We start from the raw sequence: 17,026 nt of genomic DNA, 5'->3' as shown, positions 1-17,026 counted from the left end.
AAAGGTAGTAATGATCTCTCATCTCACAAAGTCCTGTTTTATCGCGTTAGCCACGTTGTCTATGACAGCGTGTACTACGCTTGGTCCAGATTTTACACCGAGTCAAGAAACCCAACTTCCGTCATCGTGGAACGATTCAGACACACAAGCTAGCATGGACTCAACCGTAAAATGGTGGGAACAGTTTAACGACCCGACTTTGAACAAACTGGTTGATATTGCCTCTCAACAGAATTTAGATGTGGAAGCCGCCGGTTTTAGAATCTTGCAAGCGCGTTCAGTTCTGGGTATCGCCGATGGATTGCAATATCCTCAGCTACAATCCATATCTGGCAACCTAGCCAAAGCTTACGCCAATGAAAGTTCATTCAACAATGCAACCTTGAGCTTTGATGCGGGTTGGGAAATGGATGTTTGGGGAAAATATGCACGCGGAATTGAATCAGCCCAAGCGGGTTATTACGCCTCCATCGCTTCCTACAACGATATTTTGGTGACCATCACCTCTGAAGTGGCAAGAAACTATATTAATTACCGAACATTCCAAGAACGCATACTGCTTTCACAGCGCAATATCGAGATTCAAGAGCGAGTAGTCAACATTACGCGAGTGCAGTTTGAGTCAGGCAATGTCACCGAACTCGACGTTCAACAGGCGCGCAATCAACTATTCACCACCAAAGCTGCCCTACCGGGGCTAACTGTAGCGATGTTGCAAGCCAAAAATGCGTTGGCGGTCCTGCTGGGCACATTGCCTGAAGAAATAGAGCCCATTCTTAAGTCAGACATGGAGCAGAAACTGGTTCAATTTGAGCAGCGTTTTAAAGCTTCCGGATCAAAAAGCGCTATTTCGGAAAAGGGAGATGGCTCTATCGTTCCAGAAACCCCAGTATTAGCCAATCTTGTTGACGCTAGTTTGGTTATGCGCAGACCAGACTTACAAGTTGCAGAGCTTCAAGCTCATGCCCAAAGCGCTCAAATCGGTGTAGCTGAAACTGCGTTGTACCCGAGCTTCTCCCTCTTTGGATCCATAGGCATTAACAGCTCTGTACCTTCAGGCAGTAGTTTCAGCTTCAACGATTCGCTGACTTTAGTGGCCGGACCCGCAATGAGCTGGAACATTTTTCAATATGGGCGAGTGAAGAACAATATCCGTTTTGAAGACGCGAAATTCCAAGAAACCCTGACCAATTACAACAAAAAAGTACTGCAAGCGGTTCAAGAGGTGACGAATGCAATGGAAGCCTACGATTTGTATCGAGAACAAAAATCCCTGCGCTTAGAGTCAGTAAACGCCTCAGTTCGCGCATTTAATATCTCGCTCACCCAGTATGAGAACGGACAAATCTCATTTGAGCGTTTATTGAACTCCGTCGAAAAAATGACTCGAAGCGAAGACAGTTACGCTCAAATTAAAGGAAACGTAGCTAACCAAGTTGTTGCCTTGTACAAGTCACTAGGCGGCGGTTGGCAAATTAACTCAGGAAAAGCGTTTGTGTCACCAGAGCATGTCGAACAGATGAACAAGCGCACCGATTGGAGTGACCAATTACAGCAAGAAAATGTTGCTCTACCTTCGTTAACGCTGCGCACAGGCGCCAAACCACCAGCAACGGACAAGGAGGATAAATAGATGCCACATGAAATGTCGTGGGGAGATATTTACTTTTCTCCTTTGGTGTTAGTCCTGATTCTCGCGCTCATTGCGACTTGGATTACCGTCGTGATGCTAAACAAGGTGAAGCTATCAAGATTTATCGCCTTCCCTTCGCTCACATTCTTAGCAATCCTCGTGTTGTATGTCATTGCTATCGACCATTTCTATTTAAGGTTTTAGGAGCTCGTCACTATGAAAAAATCTCTCATTATTATCCTAAACCTGATTATCCTTGGTGGAGCTGGGTGGTTTGGGTATCAGAAATACCAAGACTACTTCAACAACCCTTGGACACGCGATGGACAAGTTAGAGCGAATATCATCAAGGTTGCCCCAAGAGTCTCAGGTCCCATTGTCAACGTGACTATTGTTGACAACCAACAAGTCAAACGAGGCGACTTGTTATTTGAAATCGACCCTGAAACCTATCAAGTTGCCCTCTCCCAAGCCGAAGTGGCTTTGCAACGCGCCATCATCAGCTCAAAGGGAAAGAAAATCGAGTACGACCGTTTGCTCGACATTCGTAAAAAAGACAAAGGAGCAGTCTCTCATAAGGATCTCATTCGACGCGAAATTGCCTATCAAGAGTCACTACTGCAAATCAAAGCCTCAGAGGAACAATTAAAGTCCGCTCGCCTCAATCTTAGCTATACGCGCGTTGTCGCCTCGGTGGATGGCTATGTCTCCAACCTTGATATCCGAGAAGGAACACAGGCCGTCGCTAACCAACCTCTTGTCGCCTTGATTGATGAAAACAGTTTCTGGGTATTTGGCTTCTTTAGAGAGAACCAACTACCAAGAATACACCCTGGTAGCCAAGCAAGAGTGACTTTGATGTCACATCCAGATGAACCTATTCATGCCACTGTCGATTCTATCGGCTGGGGTATCGCGCCCAAAGATGGCACAGTTGGCTATAACCTTTTGCCCAACGTCAATCCTGTTTTCCAATGGATTCGCCTCGCCCAGAGAATCCCAGTTCGTGTGTCGCTACATGAACTCCCTGAAGGAGTGCATCTGCGCTTTGGATTATCAGCGTCAATTATGGTGATGGAACAAAGTGAAGACTAGGGAGAAACGATGATGGAAATGGGGAATCGGTTAAAAAAAATTAATGAAGACAATAATTTCTTCTATCTGACAGTGTCGCTCATCGCGTTACTTATCAGCTCAGCATTGGCCGAAATCGTTGGACAAGGTGTAATAGATCATGTTCTTCAACTGTTTATCATCGTCACTTTCATTGTTTGCTTGGCCAGTCTGCGATTCGATAAAGGATGGACGCGATTTTTGATAACGCTGGTATGCCTATGGATCTTAGCGACGTTGGCGAAAATTGTTTTCGAGATCCGTGAAATGGACTTCGTTATGCTCGCTCTCACCTTCTCATTCTTCTTTGGTACCTTTAAGTCGACTGCTAAACAGGTGCTCTTCCACGGCAAGGTCAACACCAACAAAGTCATTGGTTCAGTAGCATTATTTTTACTACTCGGCTTAATGTGGGCTATCGTTTACTTAATTATTATCGAATATTCCCCACAAGCCTTTACGGGGCTCGAAGCCATTACGTGGGGAGAGAATTTCTCTAACGCAGCGTATTTCAGCTTCGTTACTTTAACAACGTTAGGTTATGGCGACATCAGTCCAATTACTCCGCTAGCACAAGTTGTCGTGTATTTGGAAGCCGTTGTCGGAGTGTTCTATATGGCAATAGTCGTATCAAGTTTGGTAAGTGCAAATATTGAAAACAGGGAAAACAACAATGGATAGACAGACTGAACAGCGTCAAAGCAAGCTCTTTGTCAATAATATGGTCGAATCGGCCATTCGAATTGGTTTATTAGTGATATTGCTGATCTTCACCTACGATATCATTAAACCTTTTATCATTCCTGTCCTCTGGGGCTCAATCATAGCCGTCGCCTTGTTGCCACTGACCAAAAAGTTAGAGCGCTCATTAGGTGGCAAACGGGGATTAGCCGCTACTCTGGTCTCCTTAATCGGTATTTCTTTGTTGGTGATCCCTTTCGTCATGGTTTCTGGTTCAATTTACGAGGGCGTCGCTCATACCACTGAAGTAATACAAAGTGGCGAGATAAAAATCCCGGGACCCACCTCTAAGGTCGCCGACATCCCTGTCATTGGTGACAAGCTGTATAGCATTTGGAACCTATTCGCCACTAACATGGAAAAAGCTATACAGCAGTTTTTGCCTGAGATTAAAGGCTTTCTCGGTACTGTCGCCTCCATATTAGGCGGTGCATTAACAAGCTTGATTATGTTCATCATTTCCCTCGCAATTGCCGGTGGATTTATGGCACATGCAGAGAAAATTTCAGGAGCGTTAGAAACCGTCGCAGTAAGAGCTGTTGGGAAAAAAGCTGAACAGTGGGCTAATTTGATGGCAGCAACTATTCGCAGTGTATTACTAGGTGTTGTTGGTGTGGCGTTTATTCAAGCGGCAATCATCGGTGCTGCGATGTTTGTGTTTAAAGTTCCGGCTGCTGGTTTGCTGACACTCGCAACATTGATCCTTTGTATCGCTCAGTTACCTGCTCTACTTATCGTTGCACCGGTAATTTTCTACGTTTATTCCACAGGAGACGGAACTAGTACGACACTGTTTACTATTTGGGCATTAGCGGGGGGATTATCTGATAACATTCTCAAGCCTATGTTGATGGGACGTGGCGTTGATGTGCCGATGCCTATTATCTTAATCGGTGCCATCGGTGGGATGTTGTTCGCAGGAATTATTGGTCTATTCCTCGGCGCTATTATTCTCGCCATTTGGTATGAATTGTTCTTATTCTGGATTAATTACGAAGAGCAGACCGAGTTGTCAGAAGGCGACGTTGAGGCAACATCAGAAAGCAATACGAAAGCCGAAAACAGCTAATACGATGAGCAGCGGATAAAAAACAGCCGATAAAGTCACTAAACTTTATCGGCTGTGTTATTTAAGGGGCTGCGGAACGTTACTAGTGTTCACTTAGGACATTTGCGAGCACATCCACTGCTTTTACAAGCTCTTCAGGCGTTGAGTTAGTGAAGTTCAAGCGAAGTGCCGAAGGCTGCCCGTTTGCCTCTGGATAAAATACAGGGCTAGGAACCACGGCAACACCTTTTGACAACAGTGCCTTAGCTAATTCAAACGTATCGCACGAAGGAATCCCAACCCAAATAAACATACCGCCATCAACGGAGTTCAACGTACAACTCTCAGGTAACTTAGCTTCTAATGCTTCAAATAGCGTTTGATAACGCGCCTTATAAATCCCTTTTACTGTATCTAGGTGGGCGTCAAAGTCATCATGTTTTAGCAAGCCCAGTAGCGCAGCTTGCATTGGAATGCTGGAGTGCAGATCGGCACCTTGTTTGATCTTAATAATCGGCTCAATATAGCTCTTCTTGCCAGTGACCACACCAATGCGAAGGCCTGGAGATGCAATTTTAGAGAACGAACGAAATACAATGGAGTTGTCTGGACAAAAGGTCGAGACCATTGGCAATTCTTCTCCAGTAAATCGGAGTTCGCGGTACGGAGCATCTTCAATAAATGCCACATTGTATTGAATGCAAAGCTCCGCGACTTTTTGACGCGTTTCCAGTGTCCAACAAACACCTGTCGGATTGTGGAAATCTGGCACTGCATAAAACATTTTTGGCGAGTTGGTCTTAAAGCACGCTTCAAGTTGTTCTAAGTTAGGGCCGGAAGCCACTTGTGACACCGTCACGATATTCGCCCCGACTAAGCCGAATACTTGCATAGCCCCCAGATAACTAGGCGCTTCCATTACGACCGTATCACCCGGATTAATGTAAGCTCTTGCCACCAAATCCAGACCTTGCTGAGATCCTGTACAAACAACCGCACTGTGATTGCTTGGTAGTTGGTAATAGTCCGATAGGAAATCGAGTAACGGCGTATACCCTGCCGTGGTTCCGTACTGGAATACCTCTGGCTTATCACATAACCCTTCAAACGTGGAGCGCATTAGCTCGATGGGGAATGTATCCGGATCTGGCAATCCTCCAGCCAGTGAAATGACGCTTGGATCGCTGGCTGCACTCAGAATTTCACGAATATAAGACGAAGGGACATTTTGAAGGGAGCGAGCGATTTCCATATATTTCCTTACCAATACAACTAATAGCGGGGCATTATTTTAGATTAAGAACAATTAATGAAGTGTATAGAGAGATTTAAACTACCCCGCCATAACGAAAAATCAGCTTACACGCTATTGCAAGCTTCATGTTGTCCATTTATGCTTATAAACATGTCCATTTATGCGATTTTGATTGTGAATGCCCGTCATCTAACTCGAATCAACGACGTCCTGTTCTATATCCACAGTGATATAAGTAAAGAGCTTTCCGGAAAAGAGCTCGCTGCTATTGGGGCCTATTCCGAACAGCATTTCCATCGAGTATTTAAGGAAGTCGTTGGTGAATCACTGCATCAATATATCCGCCGCACTAGAATGGAATACGCTGCAAATCAATTAATGTTCGATACCAAATCTAGTATTCAGCAGATAGCAAATAAGAGTGGTTTTAGCTCAATATCATCATTTTCGCGTGCGTTCAAAGACGTGTTCAGACTCTCACCCGGTCAGTGGCGCAAACACGATCCTCAAGTATCACACAAGCCTTATTTAGCGGACCCCGACGTTGCTGCGGGTTATGCCCGAGCTGTGGATCGTCCTATTCCCGCCCCTAAAATTATCGACGCGCCGCCGCGTCGCGTCGCATATATCCGTCACATTGGTTACAACCGCTCTATAGGTAAGCCATGGCAAATGCTCAAAGCATGGGCAAGCGCTGAAAAACGAGATTTTTCGGTACAGTTTGGGTTACATCATTCGAACCCCGCTTGGGTTGAACTAGATAAGTGTCGCTATGTCGCATGCCTAGAAATTGATGCTCCGATCAAACTTCGAGGTACCGTAAACCAAATGACCATTCCGGGTGGTTTACACGCCGTCTTCCGTCTTCAAGGTGTTTACGGTGAGTTGCTTCCGCAAATAAGTCGAATCCAAGAGAAATGGTTACCGCAGTCTGGCTTCAAAGCCAGTGCAACCCCAGCTTACGTACATTACCATCGCAATCATTTCTTGGCGCCTGACGAAATTTTTGAACTGGATTTTTATCTACCTATCAGTTTTTATTGACCAGTTGCCTCTCCCTCTGCATTTGTTTTGTAACAAAGCACAAACGTGTGCCCTGTTTTCATTAATTGGTACGGTAATTTACTCGTGTCCACGGTAAGCTTGTGCCACTATCCAACCTACTCAACTTCTTATCAATTTGGAGCTTTGGCGATGAAAACAATCTTGGTAACTGGTGCAACAAGTGGTATCGGCTATGAACTAGCAAAAGAACTTAGCCATAAAGGCCACCAAGTCGTAGCAACGGGCCGTAATCCTGAAAAACTGGCACAGTTAGAGCAAGAAGCGAACTGTCATACCATCGCTGCCGACTTAACCGATCCCAACCAGACTGTCGAACTATTCCAAAAGGCACTCGATAAGCTAGGTAAGCTGGACGTTCTAATTAATAACGCGGGTATGAACTCGCGCAAGTGCGCTATTGAAGAGTTCACCTTAGAAGAATTTGACCAACAGTATGCTATCAACCTTCGTGCACCTGCGTTGTTGTGTCGAGAAGCCTTAAAGGTCATGAAACCGGCTAAATCAGGACAAATTATTAATGTGGTAAGCACAGTTGCTAAACGCTCTAATGAAACCATGAGTGTCTACACGGCGATGAAACAGGGTTTTGCGGGCTTTAGTGCAATCTTGATGAAAGAAGCTCAGCCTCATGGAATAAAAGTGACTTCTTTGTTCCCTGGCGGCGCAGACACCAGCTTTAGAGAAGCAGACCGCCCTGAGTATATGCACCCAGCAAGCGTTGCATCCACCATCTCTCTATTACTTGAACTGCCTAGTGATGTAGTCATGCATGAGATGACGTTTAGACCGCCGGTTGAAATTGAGTAGACATCTCCTTTGTAACAGTTGGTATGGGTGCTTGTTGAACGCCACAAAAGTGGTTAATTTAGGAACAGTACCCATTTCAAACACTACACAGAGGGAGCGATGAATGTGTCGTTGGCTAGCTTATCAGGGAACCGCAACTTATCTAGATGAACTAATTTATGTACCTGAACACTCACTGATTAACCAGAGTTTAGAGGCAAGAAAAGGTGCTACTCGAATAAACGCTGACGGTTTTGGGTTAGGTTGGTACACGCAACGTGATATCCCCGGTCAATTCCACGAAGTCATGCCTGCCTGGAGTGACGATAATCTTCGTTCTCTGACGCATCACATTCGCTCCCATAGATTTATGGCACATGTTCGCTCTTCAACGGGAACGAGCGTATCACGCTCTAACTGCCATCCTTTCGTAGTCGACAATTGGATGTTCATGCATAACGGACAAATCGATGAATTTGAAAAGCTGCGCTTCCAACTAGAACGTCTGCTGCCTGAATCGCTTTATCACTATCGAAAAGGAACGACCGACAGTGAGCTTATCTTCTTATTGATGATGAAAAATGGCCTGTCGAGCAATGTAAACAACGCCATTATTGAAACCATCAAAGATATCGAAAACGCCAAATCAGAAAGAGAGGTAGCCTTGCCATTTAAAGCCTCTATTTGCCTCTCCGACGGCGAACAGTTTTGGGTCGTACGATATAGTAGTGACCAAGAACCACCGACTGTTTTTATTAAAGCAGAAGGAGAAAATGTCAGTGTTGCGTCCGAACCTCTCGAAAAAAGCAAAGAATGGAAACTACTCAAACCACAAACAATTACCCATATACATGGTTTGAGCCTTACGACGACGCAAATACGTCTCGATATATAACGGCTGAGTTCTATCCTGAAGCTCTCGGCCTATAAACCCTGTTGAATGACACTAAAGTTGTTGAACTATTAGAGTGGTACTCGCAAGCATACGAGAAACGTACGCGTCAAAATACGAGTAATTAATAAAGCACAACATACTCGCGTAACAAGTTTAAAAGGGTCCATACCTAGCATGGACCTTTTCTGGGTTGCTTCAATCGCTAATCGATCAATCTACCCTGTTCATCGAAAAATGGATGAGGACCATCACTGTCTTCAATGTAGCTAATATGGGACACCACCAAATCATTCTCAAATTTGAGCAGTTGAATGGCTCTTGGCTCTAATGAAAAAGATGACGGTGCGTTAGGATCGAGGTCAAGCGTCACCGAATGGCTGTGTGACGGTCCAACCCAAACAGGAATTGAACGCCAAGTCGCGGTGATAGGACGGTGTAAGTGGCCAGCGCAAAGTCCGCGTACGTTATCAAACTGACTTAACACTTCATATAAGCTGTCTGCATTTGTCAGGTTTTGCACATCCATATGCCCTAATCCGACATGCATTGGCGGATGGTGTAGAAAAATAAGCACAGACTTATTAGATAAACGGGCTAACTGACTTTGCAACCACTCAAGTGTTTGTGAAGATAAAAAGCCATAAGGTTTGCCAATGACAGACGAGTCTAAACCCAATAAAACTTGTTCATCCTGCTCAACGACAAAGTTGCAAAACTCTGGGTGGTCAAAATCGACTAACTGTTGCAGTCCCACTCGCAAATTATCACGGTGATCGTGGTTACCCGGAACGACCCGAAGTGGTATTTGCAGTTTCTCTAGTTCTTGCCTGATGATTTCGTATTCCTGTTCCGTACCAAAGTCACCAAGATCACCGGTAATAACGACATAATCTGGTCTGGGGTTAAGGTGGTTGATATGTTGTACAGCATTCTGTAGGCATCGCAACGTATCCACCTTGCGATACGCGGGTTTGCCATCTTGTTTGATATGCAAATCGGTAAGTTGGGCAATTAACATAACTTTACTTCTTCAAAGGAATTAAACGACTAGGTTCAAAGGACACAGTCACAACTTGACCCGCCTGATATTCAGTGCGCTCAAAACAGTCAACCATGAGTTGAGACTCCTTTTGTACTCCAGACAAAGTGACACGGGTTCTGTCCCCTAAAAACACCGTACTCACTACGACACCGGTTAAAGCATCACAATCATCGCTAATGTCCTTCAAGATAATATCTTCTGGTCTTAGCATGACGCTCAGTGAGTCATTTTTAGCAGAGATATTCGTGTCTATATGCTCTGGCAGTTTCAGGTACTTACCGGTGTCCAACAGCAACTTCCCTGCTTCTACCGCTCCTTCAAATCGATTCATTTGCCCGATAAAATCAGCTACAAAGCTGTTACTTGGCTGCAGATAGATATCCTTTGCTGAACCAATCTGGGCAATTTCACCATGGTCGAGAACGGCAATTCTGTCGCCCATCGCCATAGCTTCTTCTTGGTCATGAGTTACATACACTGCAGTGATGCCTAATTCTTTTAACAACGAGCGAATATCACTTCTCAAACGTTGTTTTAGCAAAGCATCCAAAGCTGAAAGCGGCTCATCAAGCAGCAACACATCTGGTTCGGTTATTATGGCGCGAGCTAACGCCACACGTTGACGTTGGCCACCAGATAATTGATGGACGCCTCTTTGGGCATACTTTTCTAGGTCGAACATAGTCAGCATCTGCTTAAGCTTTTGAGCTCGTACCGAAGGATCCACGCCACGAACTTTCAGGCCATAAGTGATATTTTCGCTAACGTTCATATTGGGAAACAGCGCATATGATTGGAACACCATCCCGACTTTTCTTTGCTCAATAGGTAGCGCGGTAACCTCTTGATCACCAAAAGTTATTTGTCCGCCATTTTCATCAGCAAACTCCAATCCAGCAATAAGACGCAAGGTTGTCGTTTTCCCGCAACCAGAAGGGCCCAGTAATACTAAAATCTCTCCCGCTTCTATTTTTAGGTCAGTCGGTTTTAGTGCCAAGGTTCCATCTGGGAAAGTCTTAGTAATATTTTTCAGCGTGATTTCTACGCCAGTCATTGTTTGTTCTAACATTGAGTTCAATCTTAATTGCTTGTAACCGGTTTTCTGTTCAGCATCTGAGCCAGAACCAGCAACGGTAAAATGAGACAAAGGAAAATTAAGGTATAAGCAGAGCTAATCTCTAAACGCATGGAGGCGTACGAGTCAGCCAAACCAACAGGCAAGGTTTTGGTTAATGGCGTGTGAAGCATCCAAGTCAGGTTAAACTCGCCAATAGAGAGAGTGAGGGTCATCAACATACCCGCAACAATACCTGCCCTGCAATTAGGGACAATGACATCAAAGAAACGCTGCCAAAAGCTTGCTCCCAAACTCGCCGCTCCCTCTTCCAACACATTGAAATTAATACTTTGCAGTACCGCCAACACTGACTTAACCATAAACGGCAAAGTGAAGATAACGTGACCCACTAAGATAAACGTCCAGTTAGAACGGAAATCACTAAAGTCACCGTAAGCGAGGATTAAACCAAGCGAAATTGCCATACCGGGAATGGCAATCGGCAAGGTTAAGATCTCATCAAACAACGATGCCCAACGGCTTTTGCTTTTCGCCAGCACATAAGCACAAGGTACGCCCACCAACACATTAATAATGGTGGTCGCGATAGCAATTTGTAGTGTTAGCCAAATCGTGTCTGAATAGAGTGCCCATACTTGTTCAACCCAACGAAGGGTCAATCCACTTTTCACACCAACAAAATAGTTGTTCGTTAGTCCAGCAACAATCGACATAAAAACAGGAACAATTAGAAATGCACAGACCAATAAAGTGAACCCAAGCTGGATATAAAAGTACTTATCTTTCTTCATTGATTAGCCTCCCATTGCCATAGACGAATTACCCTGACGCTTCGCTAACATCAAACACAACCAAGTCACTAGACCAAGGATTAAGCTCAAAGCAGCCGCCATAGCGAAGTTAGCATTGAGCGTGAACTCTGTATAAATCGTCATTGGTAACACGTTAATGTTGGTTGCCAGAGTAAACGCCGTGCCAAACGCGCCCATTGAGGTAGCGAAACAGATCGAACCCGATGAGATTAATCCTGGCTTTAACGCAGGTAGCGTTACGTCTTTGAAAATTTGCCAACGATTTGCGCCTAACGAACGCCCCGCTTCAAGTAGGTTTTGGTCGAGTTTTTCTGCGGCACCCATAACCGTGAGTACCACTCGAGGTATTGAGAAGTACAAGTAACCCAAAAACAATCCCGCGATTGAGTAAGCAAACATCCAACGTTCCCCAGTAAGCAATAACCCTGCTTGGGCAAACAGACCTTGACGTCCTGCAAGCATAATGACGAAGAAACCAATCACCACTCCGGGAAATGCAAGCGGAAAGCTCAACATAGCAACCAGCAACTGCTTCCCCTTAAACTCATAACGCGTCAAAAACAGCCCACTGATCGTAGCCACCGCTAAACTCACAACTGTGACTAGGACAGAAAGCGTTACGGTTGAAAAAAGACTCTTCAAGTACAAAGGTCGGGTTAGAATTTGTATGTAGCTCTGCGCACCGCCATCAACTAACGAGACCTGCAACAGTTGCACCACTGGTAACAAGAAAAATGCGCAGCTCACTATTACAGCAGGCAGAATAAGCAAAATAGATAGATGATTCTTTTTCATAAAAACAATGGCGGAAATCTTGTCCGCCATCCATGGTCCGGTGAGGTTTAGTTGACTTCTCTTAGATACAGGTCAGCGAATGCGGCTTGGTTTTCAGACATCTTTGCAAAGTTAACTGAACCAACGCGCTGATATTCAGAGTCAGGTAGGAACTTACTCTTCGCATCCTCATCCATCACCCCATCAATAACTGGTCGTAAATACGCCTTTGCCCAAACTTGTTGGCCTTTTTCGGATAACACAAAATCCAAGATTTTTTTTGCGTTGTCAGGGTGTGGCGAGTCTTTCACCATGCTCATTACATAAGGAACAGCAATAGAGCCTTCCTTCGGAATGACAAATTCCACATTAGAGAAGTCGTTATATTTGGCACGATACGCATTAAAGTCATAATCCAATAAGATTGGAATCTCACCCGAAATTACACGTGCATACGAGGTTTGTTTTGGGACAATCGGGCGATTTTTCGCAAGTTTGCGGAAGTACTCAATAGCAGGTGTGAAGTCATTGATATCGCCACCCATTGCCTCATTTACCGCTACCGCACTTGCGTAGCCCACAAACGCACTGGTTGGGTCAAGATAACCGACCATGCCATGATATTCTGGTTTAAGAAGATCTTCCCAACTCTGTGGGACCGGTGCTCCATCTAAAGCATCAACGTTAACGAAGAAGCCAATGGTTCCCGAATGAATTGCGAACCAATTACCGTTTGGATCTTTCATCCCCTCTGGAATTTGGTCCCAATTCTTCGGTTTGTATGGTTCTACCACCCCTTGGTTAGTCGCGTTGATGCCAAATGACACGCCATAATAAACAACGTCTGCTACTGGATTGTTTTTCTCCGCAACTAACTGAGACAAAGACTGACCGGAATTTTTGTTGTCCATCGGAACTCGAATTCCAAGTTCTTTGTTTATCAGCTGTAATTGCCCTCCCCAGTTCGCCCACTCTGGAGGGCAGTTATAGCAAATTGCGCTAGATGCCTGCGCTTGAAATGAAGCGCAAGCCAAACCAAATAGCATTCCCGCTAGTTTCTTTGTTTTAGAGCCTAGTGTAAAAGTCATTATATTCTCCAATATTTGACTATTCGTTGTTTTGTAAGTGCGGCACCACGTCAAGTGAGCCATTCATTTGCAATTGATAATCCAGAGCAAGTTGAGTCGATACGCTCGCTCCTGCTTTGGCGTTAAATAAAATATCTACAGCGACTTGCCCCATTTTTAGATGTGGTACCGCAACCGTTGCGAGAGTCGGGGTGATAAGCTGAGCTAAACTCATGCCGTCAAAACCGATAATTGAGATGTCCGAAGGTACATGTAGACCGTTGGCTTTCACGGCATTTATCGCCTTCAATGCCAGCAAATCGTTACTACAAAACCACACTGTAGGCGCCTGTTCTCTCTGGATAACACTCATCTCTTGGTCACCAAATGGATCAAGCTTGTTTTGGTCTACTTCTAGTAGCTCAGTTAATTCCAATCCATTGTCATTAAGACCTTTTTTAAACCCTTTATAGCGCTGCTCAGCACGATCAGATGAGACAAATCGCCCCGTCAACATGCCAACTCTTCGGTGTCCTAATTCCACGACTCGCTGAGCTACATCAATACCGGCTTGATAGTTATCAACAAAAACGCAAGGTTCTTGCTCATCTGAACGGTTGTGCAATAAACAGTAGGGAAACTTAAAATCTCTCAGAAGTTTCAATGCTTCATTTTCAGAGGTATCTGCGATCGTCAAAATGACACCTTCGACACGCTGTCTTATCAGGTCGATAACCGCTTGCTGCTCTTGGCCACTGTCATATTGAGTGTCAACAACCACAACCGAGTACCCAAAGTGCCTCGCTCTTTGCTGGATGCCGGTAACTACCTCTGAAAACACAGGGTTAATTAAACTTGGAATCACCACTCCGAGAGTTGGATTTTTATTGAATTCAATTTGGTCATGTCGTTGCTCAACACTGTATCCAGTGAGAGTAATGACCTTCTCAATTCTCTTGCTCGTGGCATGCGCTACAGATTGAGGCTGATTTAGATAACGAGAGATAGTTGCAGGTGACACTCCTGCAAGTTCTGCTACATCTTTGATATTCATCGCCTTTCCTCCGTTGTTGAACGCAAGATTAAAGAGGACACATTACAGTTTTATTAAGGGAAAAATGAAGAAGCGTCAATTTAGCCGCCATATCGATGCATGTTTGCGACATATATCGACAATATAATTTATGAAACACTTTCATTTCATTGAATTTAACGGAAGCAAATTAAATTGTAGAGTAATGTGAAATAACGATTAATGTCACAGAAACTGGGGGAAATATGAGTGGTCGCCGAAAGGATCACGATGATTAAGCTGAAATGCAGCGAAAGAGATTAAGTGCTCTGGCTCATTTCTCATACTAAATGCTAATCGCCATCCTTTCGGAAGAATTTACTGAGTTGTGTGGCTATTGGCCTTTGTAAGTGTTATCGCTCTCATTGAGATTCTTAATCAACCTAGCGGGTGTTCCACCATATAACGAGTCGGGCGGTACGTCACTGTTCACAACGGAATTAGCGGCAATCACGGAACGCGCTCCAATGGTAACACCTTGATTGATCACCACATTACCTCCAATCCATACATCGTCTTCCACCGTAATCGGTCCACAGATCGTTTCCCAGTTGCGACGCTTAAGGTAGTTTAAGTCGTGGCTAGCGCAATAGAACTGCGTATTTGGCCCTATCAACACGTTGTTACCAATCATGATTTTGGCACCATCTAGCATGGTGACATTCATATTAATAAAGGTCTTTTCACCAATCGAAATCGTCTTACCAAACTCACAATAGAATGGAGAACGTACAATACTGGAATCTGCAATATTCCCCATTAACTGTTGAAACAGCTCACCACGTTGAATGTCATCAGTATTTTTATTTATTGCCTGTAACAGAAGGGAGGCGTTTTCGCGGATTTGGTTAATGCTTTCGGCGCCGCCATCGAACTCTTCACCAGCAAGCATTTTTTCGAACTCAGTCATGTTGTCTCTCAACTCGGATCTTTTTTGCAGCTGAATTGTATCACCAACGCGTCATTCGGGCAGTGGATTAGTGCTTATACCTAAAAGTATTACTGTCATCGATAATCTCAATTTTTACCGGTGCTATCCCTTTACTAATGTCGCCAATTTGTTCAAATGACTTGCGAGATAAGTCAATAATTCGACCTTTTACAAACGGGCCTCTATCGTTGATTTTGACGTCCACTGTTTTACCATTAGCGGTATTTGTCACTCTCACGATCGTTCCAAAAGGTAACGTTTTATGAGCTGCGGTATAAGCCCTCATGTTATAGCGCTCACCACTCGCAGTGCGTCGTCCGTGGTATTTATTCCCATACCAAGACGCTTGACCTACAAGTTCATGGGATTTTGCATAACTTCGAGTTTTGGAACTATCAATTGAAGCGGTTGAAGAGCAACCAGCTAGAAAAGAGAACATTAATGCAACAAAGATGAAATTGATCTTCTTGATATTATTTGGAAATTGAAATTTATTCATGTCGTGTTTATCTATTCTTGAACTGTTGACGCTTTAGCAATAAAGCTCATAAAAACAACCGAATGGGACAAAAGCCAACATTCGATATCAATGGCCGATTTTTCCACGACCTCGATGCCACTCGGTCATGCTCAAGAAAGATATTAGACATGAAAATACCAAAGTTCACTGCCTTTGAGATCCGTGCCAAATTACATCGTTATTTTGACTTCTTAAACGTATCATAAGGCTTTTCACCAAACAGCTTTTGGTACCGCTCAGAATATCGACTCCATCCATCAACCCCTGATAATACCGTAGCTTCTAATACTGAAGAGCACTTCCCTTGAATCAAAATATTTCGAAATTTAAATAGATTAACGAGCAAATAGAATCGCTTGGGTGCAATGAACAAATACTCTTTGAAAAAGAGGTTGATGCTTTTGGTGCTAATATCTAATTCATTAGCTATCTGCTTCAGCGACATCACTCGCGTCGTTTTCTGTTCCATCATGTTCACTATTTTTGTCATCAGATGCTTTCTAGGCCTGCGACTTGGTCCATGCAGCGATTGGGGGCGCAGTGGAGGGAGTTCATCCAAAAGAACGGTGATCAAATCAAGGACAGCTTTCGTCCCACCATGCCCTTGTTTCTCAGTCGGCTGTTCAAAGACAAACTTACCTACCGCCTTAAACTTGTCTAAGTTCCTTTTCGAAACAGTAACTGGGACAAGGGAATCACTGAAACTTTTCAATTTTCTAGAGGGCTCAGCTATTTCACTCAAGATAACCGTGGTGTTCTGGGGAATAAATAATGCAAAGGGAACTTCAGAACGACTTGAGACTATCGCAACTTGGTCAGTGTTAATCCAACTACCATTAAAACACACGGACTGACTTCCCATTGTGGTGATCATCAGGGTAATTTCTGGTGAATGTAATCGAGTTTGCAAAGCACACTCAGGCTTAAACAGAGCGGAGTAAAGTGTCAGTGCATGAGGAGTTGTGAATGCTGTATAACGAATCGTTGGACGATTAATTTGTAAAAATCCATACTGACGCTCGATAACATGATTTGGTTCATTGGGAAAATCAAACAGGACCTTGCAGTTTGCTATCGCGGTTATCTCACTAGATAACTGCTCGAAAGTGAGTATTTTTTTACTATTAGTGACTGCCATTCAGCCCTCTTACCTTCACTTATACCCTTAAAGGCTAGCAACCACCGCAATGCTTT

The 17,026-nt window shown here is 44.2% G+C and carries 18 protein-coding genes; 8 read left to right on the top strand and 10 right to left on the bottom strand.

Going from position 1 to position 17,026, the window contains the following annotated elements; all coding sequences use genetic code 11:
- Positions 1–10 precede the first annotated feature (10 nt).
- Genes JKJ11_RS06950 through JKJ11_RS06930 form a run of 5 tightly spaced genes read left to right on the top strand, consistent with a single transcriptional unit; the run spans position 11 to position 4,556 of the window.
- Positions 11–1,633 carry a TolC family protein gene (locus tag JKJ11_RS06950; RefSeq protein ID WP_198557698.1) on the top strand — a complete coding sequence of 541 codons (1,623 nt, stop codon included), beginning with the start codon at positions 11–13 and terminating at the stop codon, positions 1,631–1,633.
- Positions 1,634–1,837, top strand: a complete 204-nt coding sequence (locus JKJ11_RS06945; RefSeq protein WP_006072343.1) for a DUF1656 domain-containing protein — start codon at positions 1,634–1,636, stop codon at positions 1,835–1,837.
- A gap of 12 nt (positions 1,838–1,849) precedes the next feature.
- On the top strand, positions 1,850–2,728 hold the full coding sequence (locus tag JKJ11_RS06940; RefSeq protein WP_252038957.1) for an HlyD family secretion protein: 879 nt from the start codon (positions 1,850–1,852) through the stop codon (positions 2,726–2,728).
- Between the two features lie 12 nt (positions 2,729–2,740).
- A complete protein-coding gene (locus JKJ11_RS06935) occupies positions 2,741–3,427 on the top strand; it encodes a potassium channel family protein (protein ID WP_252039104.1) in 687 nt (228 codons plus the stop codon).
- Positions 3,420–4,556, top strand: a complete 1,137-nt coding sequence (locus JKJ11_RS06930; RefSeq protein WP_252038956.1) for an AI-2E family transporter — start codon at positions 3,420–3,422, stop codon at positions 4,554–4,556. Before JKJ11_RS06935 ends, JKJ11_RS06930 begins: the two co-directional genes overlap by 8 nt.
- Positions 4,557–4,638: 82 nt before the next feature.
- Here JKJ11_RS06930 and JKJ11_RS06925 read toward each other — a convergent pair whose 3' ends face one another.
- Positions 4,639–5,787, bottom strand: coding sequence for an aminotransferase-like domain-containing protein (locus JKJ11_RS06925; RefSeq protein ID WP_252038955.1), 1,149 nt, complete (start codon positions 5,785–5,787; stop codon positions 4,639–4,641).
- Positions 5,788–5,928: 141 nt separating this feature from the next.
- Between JKJ11_RS06925 and JKJ11_RS06920 the strand changes: the two genes are divergently transcribed.
- The 3 genes from JKJ11_RS06920 to JKJ11_RS06910 all read left to right on the top strand — a co-directional run bounded on the left by JKJ11_RS06920 (position 5,929) and on the right by JKJ11_RS06910 (position 8,536).
- Positions 5,929–6,834, top strand: a complete 906-nt coding sequence (locus JKJ11_RS06920) for an AraC family transcriptional regulator (RefSeq protein ID WP_503060741.1) — start codon at positions 5,929–5,931, stop codon at positions 6,832–6,834.
- 150 nt (positions 6,835–6,984) lie between these two features.
- Positions 6,985–7,662 (top strand): SDR family oxidoreductase, encoded by a 678-nt coding sequence (locus JKJ11_RS06915; RefSeq protein ID WP_252038954.1) that lies wholly within the window; start codon positions 6,985–6,987, stop codon positions 7,660–7,662.
- Positions 7,663–7,765: 103 nt separating this feature from the next.
- Positions 7,766–8,536, top strand: a complete 771-nt coding sequence (locus JKJ11_RS06910; RefSeq protein WP_006072333.1) for a class II glutamine amidotransferase — start codon at positions 7,766–7,768, stop codon at positions 8,534–8,536.
- Positions 8,537–8,738: 202 nt separating this feature from the next.
- Here the strand turns inward: JKJ11_RS06910 and JKJ11_RS06905 are convergent, their stop codons facing one another.
- The 9 genes from JKJ11_RS06905 to JKJ11_RS06865 all read right to left on the bottom strand — a co-directional run bounded on the left by JKJ11_RS06905 (position 8,739) and on the right by JKJ11_RS06865 (position 16,970).
- Positions 8,739–9,554, bottom strand: a complete 816-nt coding sequence (locus tag JKJ11_RS06905) for a phosphodiesterase (protein WP_252038953.1) — start codon at positions 9,552–9,554, stop codon at positions 8,739–8,741.
- Positions 9,555–9,558: 4 nt separating this feature from the next.
- A complete protein-coding gene (locus JKJ11_RS06900) occupies positions 9,559–10,647 on the bottom strand; it encodes an ABC transporter ATP-binding protein (RefSeq protein ID WP_124941010.1) in 1,089 nt (362 codons plus the stop codon).
- Between the two features lie 11 nt (positions 10,648–10,658).
- Positions 10,659–11,447, bottom strand: coding sequence for an ABC transporter permease (locus JKJ11_RS06895; RefSeq protein ID WP_124941009.1), 789 nt, complete (start codon positions 11,445–11,447; stop codon positions 10,659–10,661).
- A 3-nt stretch (positions 11,448–11,450) separates the two neighbouring features.
- Positions 11,451–12,293, bottom strand: a complete 843-nt coding sequence (locus JKJ11_RS06890; RefSeq protein ID WP_006072327.1) for an ABC transporter permease — start codon at positions 12,291–12,293, stop codon at positions 11,451–11,453.
- A gap of 17 nt (positions 12,294–12,310) precedes the next feature.
- Complete coding sequence (locus tag JKJ11_RS06885; protein ID WP_503060740.1) at positions 12,311–13,330, bottom strand: ABC transporter substrate-binding protein; 1,020 nt, start codon at positions 13,328–13,330, stop codon at positions 12,311–12,313.
- Positions 13,331–13,349: 19 nt separating this feature from the next.
- Positions 13,350–14,363, bottom strand: coding sequence for a substrate-binding domain-containing protein (locus JKJ11_RS06880; protein WP_031495695.1), 1,014 nt, complete (start codon positions 14,361–14,363; stop codon positions 13,350–13,352).
- A 352-nt stretch (positions 14,364–14,715) separates the two neighbouring features.
- Positions 14,716–15,291, bottom strand: coding sequence for a sugar O-acetyltransferase (locus JKJ11_RS06875; protein WP_031495696.1), 576 nt, complete (start codon positions 15,289–15,291; stop codon positions 14,716–14,718).
- A gap of 67 nt (positions 15,292–15,358) precedes the next feature.
- Positions 15,359–15,811 carry a septal ring lytic transglycosylase RlpA family protein gene (locus JKJ11_RS06870; RefSeq protein WP_006072320.1) on the bottom strand — a complete coding sequence of 151 codons (453 nt, stop codon included), beginning with the start codon at positions 15,809–15,811 and terminating at the stop codon, positions 15,359–15,361.
- A gap of 199 nt (positions 15,812–16,010) precedes the next feature.
- Positions 16,011–16,970: a hypothetical protein gene (locus JKJ11_RS06865; RefSeq protein ID WP_252038952.1), complete on the bottom strand. Its 960-nt coding sequence runs from the start codon at positions 16,968–16,970 to the stop codon at positions 16,011–16,013.
- Between the last annotated feature and the right edge of the window lie 56 nt (positions 16,971–17,026).

The organism is Vibrio sp. SCSIO 43133, assembly GCF_023716845.1.
In the GTDB taxonomy this organism is placed as follows: Bacteria; Pseudomonadota; Gammaproteobacteria; order Enterobacterales; family Vibrionaceae; genus Vibrio; species Vibrio mediterranei.
The sequence above is the reverse complement of the archived record's forward strand: the minus strand, read 5'-3'. Positions and strand labels throughout refer to the sequence as shown.

Coding starts and splice junctions, on each gene's coding strand:
- JKJ11_RS06950 (WP_198557698.1), top strand. CDS start 11: ATGATCTCTCATCTCACAAAGTCCTGTTTTATCGCGTTAGCCACGTTG.
- JKJ11_RS06945 (WP_006072343.1), top strand. CDS start 1,634: ATGCCACATGAAATGTCGTGGGGAGATATTTACTTTTCTCCTTTGGTG.
- JKJ11_RS06940 (WP_252038957.1), top strand. CDS start 1,850: ATGAAAAAATCTCTCATTATTATCCTAAACCTGATTATCCTTGGTGGA.
- JKJ11_RS06935 (WP_252039104.1), top strand. CDS start 2,741: ATGGAAATGGGGAATCGGTTAAAAAAAATTAATGAAGACAATAATTTC.
- JKJ11_RS06930 (WP_252038956.1), top strand. CDS start 3,420: ATGGATAGACAGACTGAACAGCGTCAAAGCAAGCTCTTTGTCAATAAT.
- JKJ11_RS06925 (WP_252038955.1), bottom strand. CDS start 5,787: ATGGAAATCGCTCGCTCCCTTCAAAATGTCCCTTCGTCTTATATTCGT.
- JKJ11_RS06920 (WP_503060741.1), top strand. CDS start 5,929: ATGCTTATAAACATGTCCATTTATGCGATTTTGATTGTGAATGCCCGT.
- JKJ11_RS06915 (WP_252038954.1), top strand. CDS start 6,985: ATGAAAACAATCTTGGTAACTGGTGCAACAAGTGGTATCGGCTATGAA.
- JKJ11_RS06910 (WP_006072333.1), top strand. CDS start 7,766: ATGTGTCGTTGGCTAGCTTATCAGGGAACCGCAACTTATCTAGATGAA.
- JKJ11_RS06905 (WP_252038953.1), bottom strand. CDS start 9,554: ATGTTAATTGCCCAACTTACCGATTTGCATATCAAACAAGATGGCAAA.
- JKJ11_RS06900 (WP_124941010.1), bottom strand. CDS start 10,647: ATGTTAGAACAAACAATGACTGGCGTAGAAATCACGCTGAAAAATATT.
- JKJ11_RS06895 (WP_124941009.1), bottom strand. CDS start 11,447: ATGAAGAAAGATAAGTACTTTTATATCCAGCTTGGGTTCACTTTATTG.
- JKJ11_RS06890 (WP_006072327.1), bottom strand. CDS start 12,293: ATGGCGGACAAGATTTCCGCCATTGTTTTTATGAAAAAGAATCATCTA.
- JKJ11_RS06885 (WP_503060740.1), bottom strand. CDS start 13,330: ATGACTTTTACACTAGGCTCTAAAACAAAGAAACTAGCGGGAATGCTA.
- JKJ11_RS06880 (WP_031495695.1), bottom strand. CDS start 14,363: ATGAATATCAAAGATGTAGCAGAACTTGCAGGAGTGTCACCTGCAACT.
- JKJ11_RS06875 (WP_031495696.1), bottom strand. CDS start 15,291: ATGACTGAGTTCGAAAAAATGCTTGCTGGTGAAGAGTTCGATGGCGGC.
- JKJ11_RS06870 (WP_006072320.1), bottom strand. CDS start 15,811: ATGAATAAATTTCAATTTCCAAATAATATCAAGAAGATCAATTTCATC.
- JKJ11_RS06865 (WP_252038952.1), bottom strand. CDS start 16,970: ATGGCAGTCACTAATAGTAAAAAAATACTCACTTTCGAGCAGTTATCT.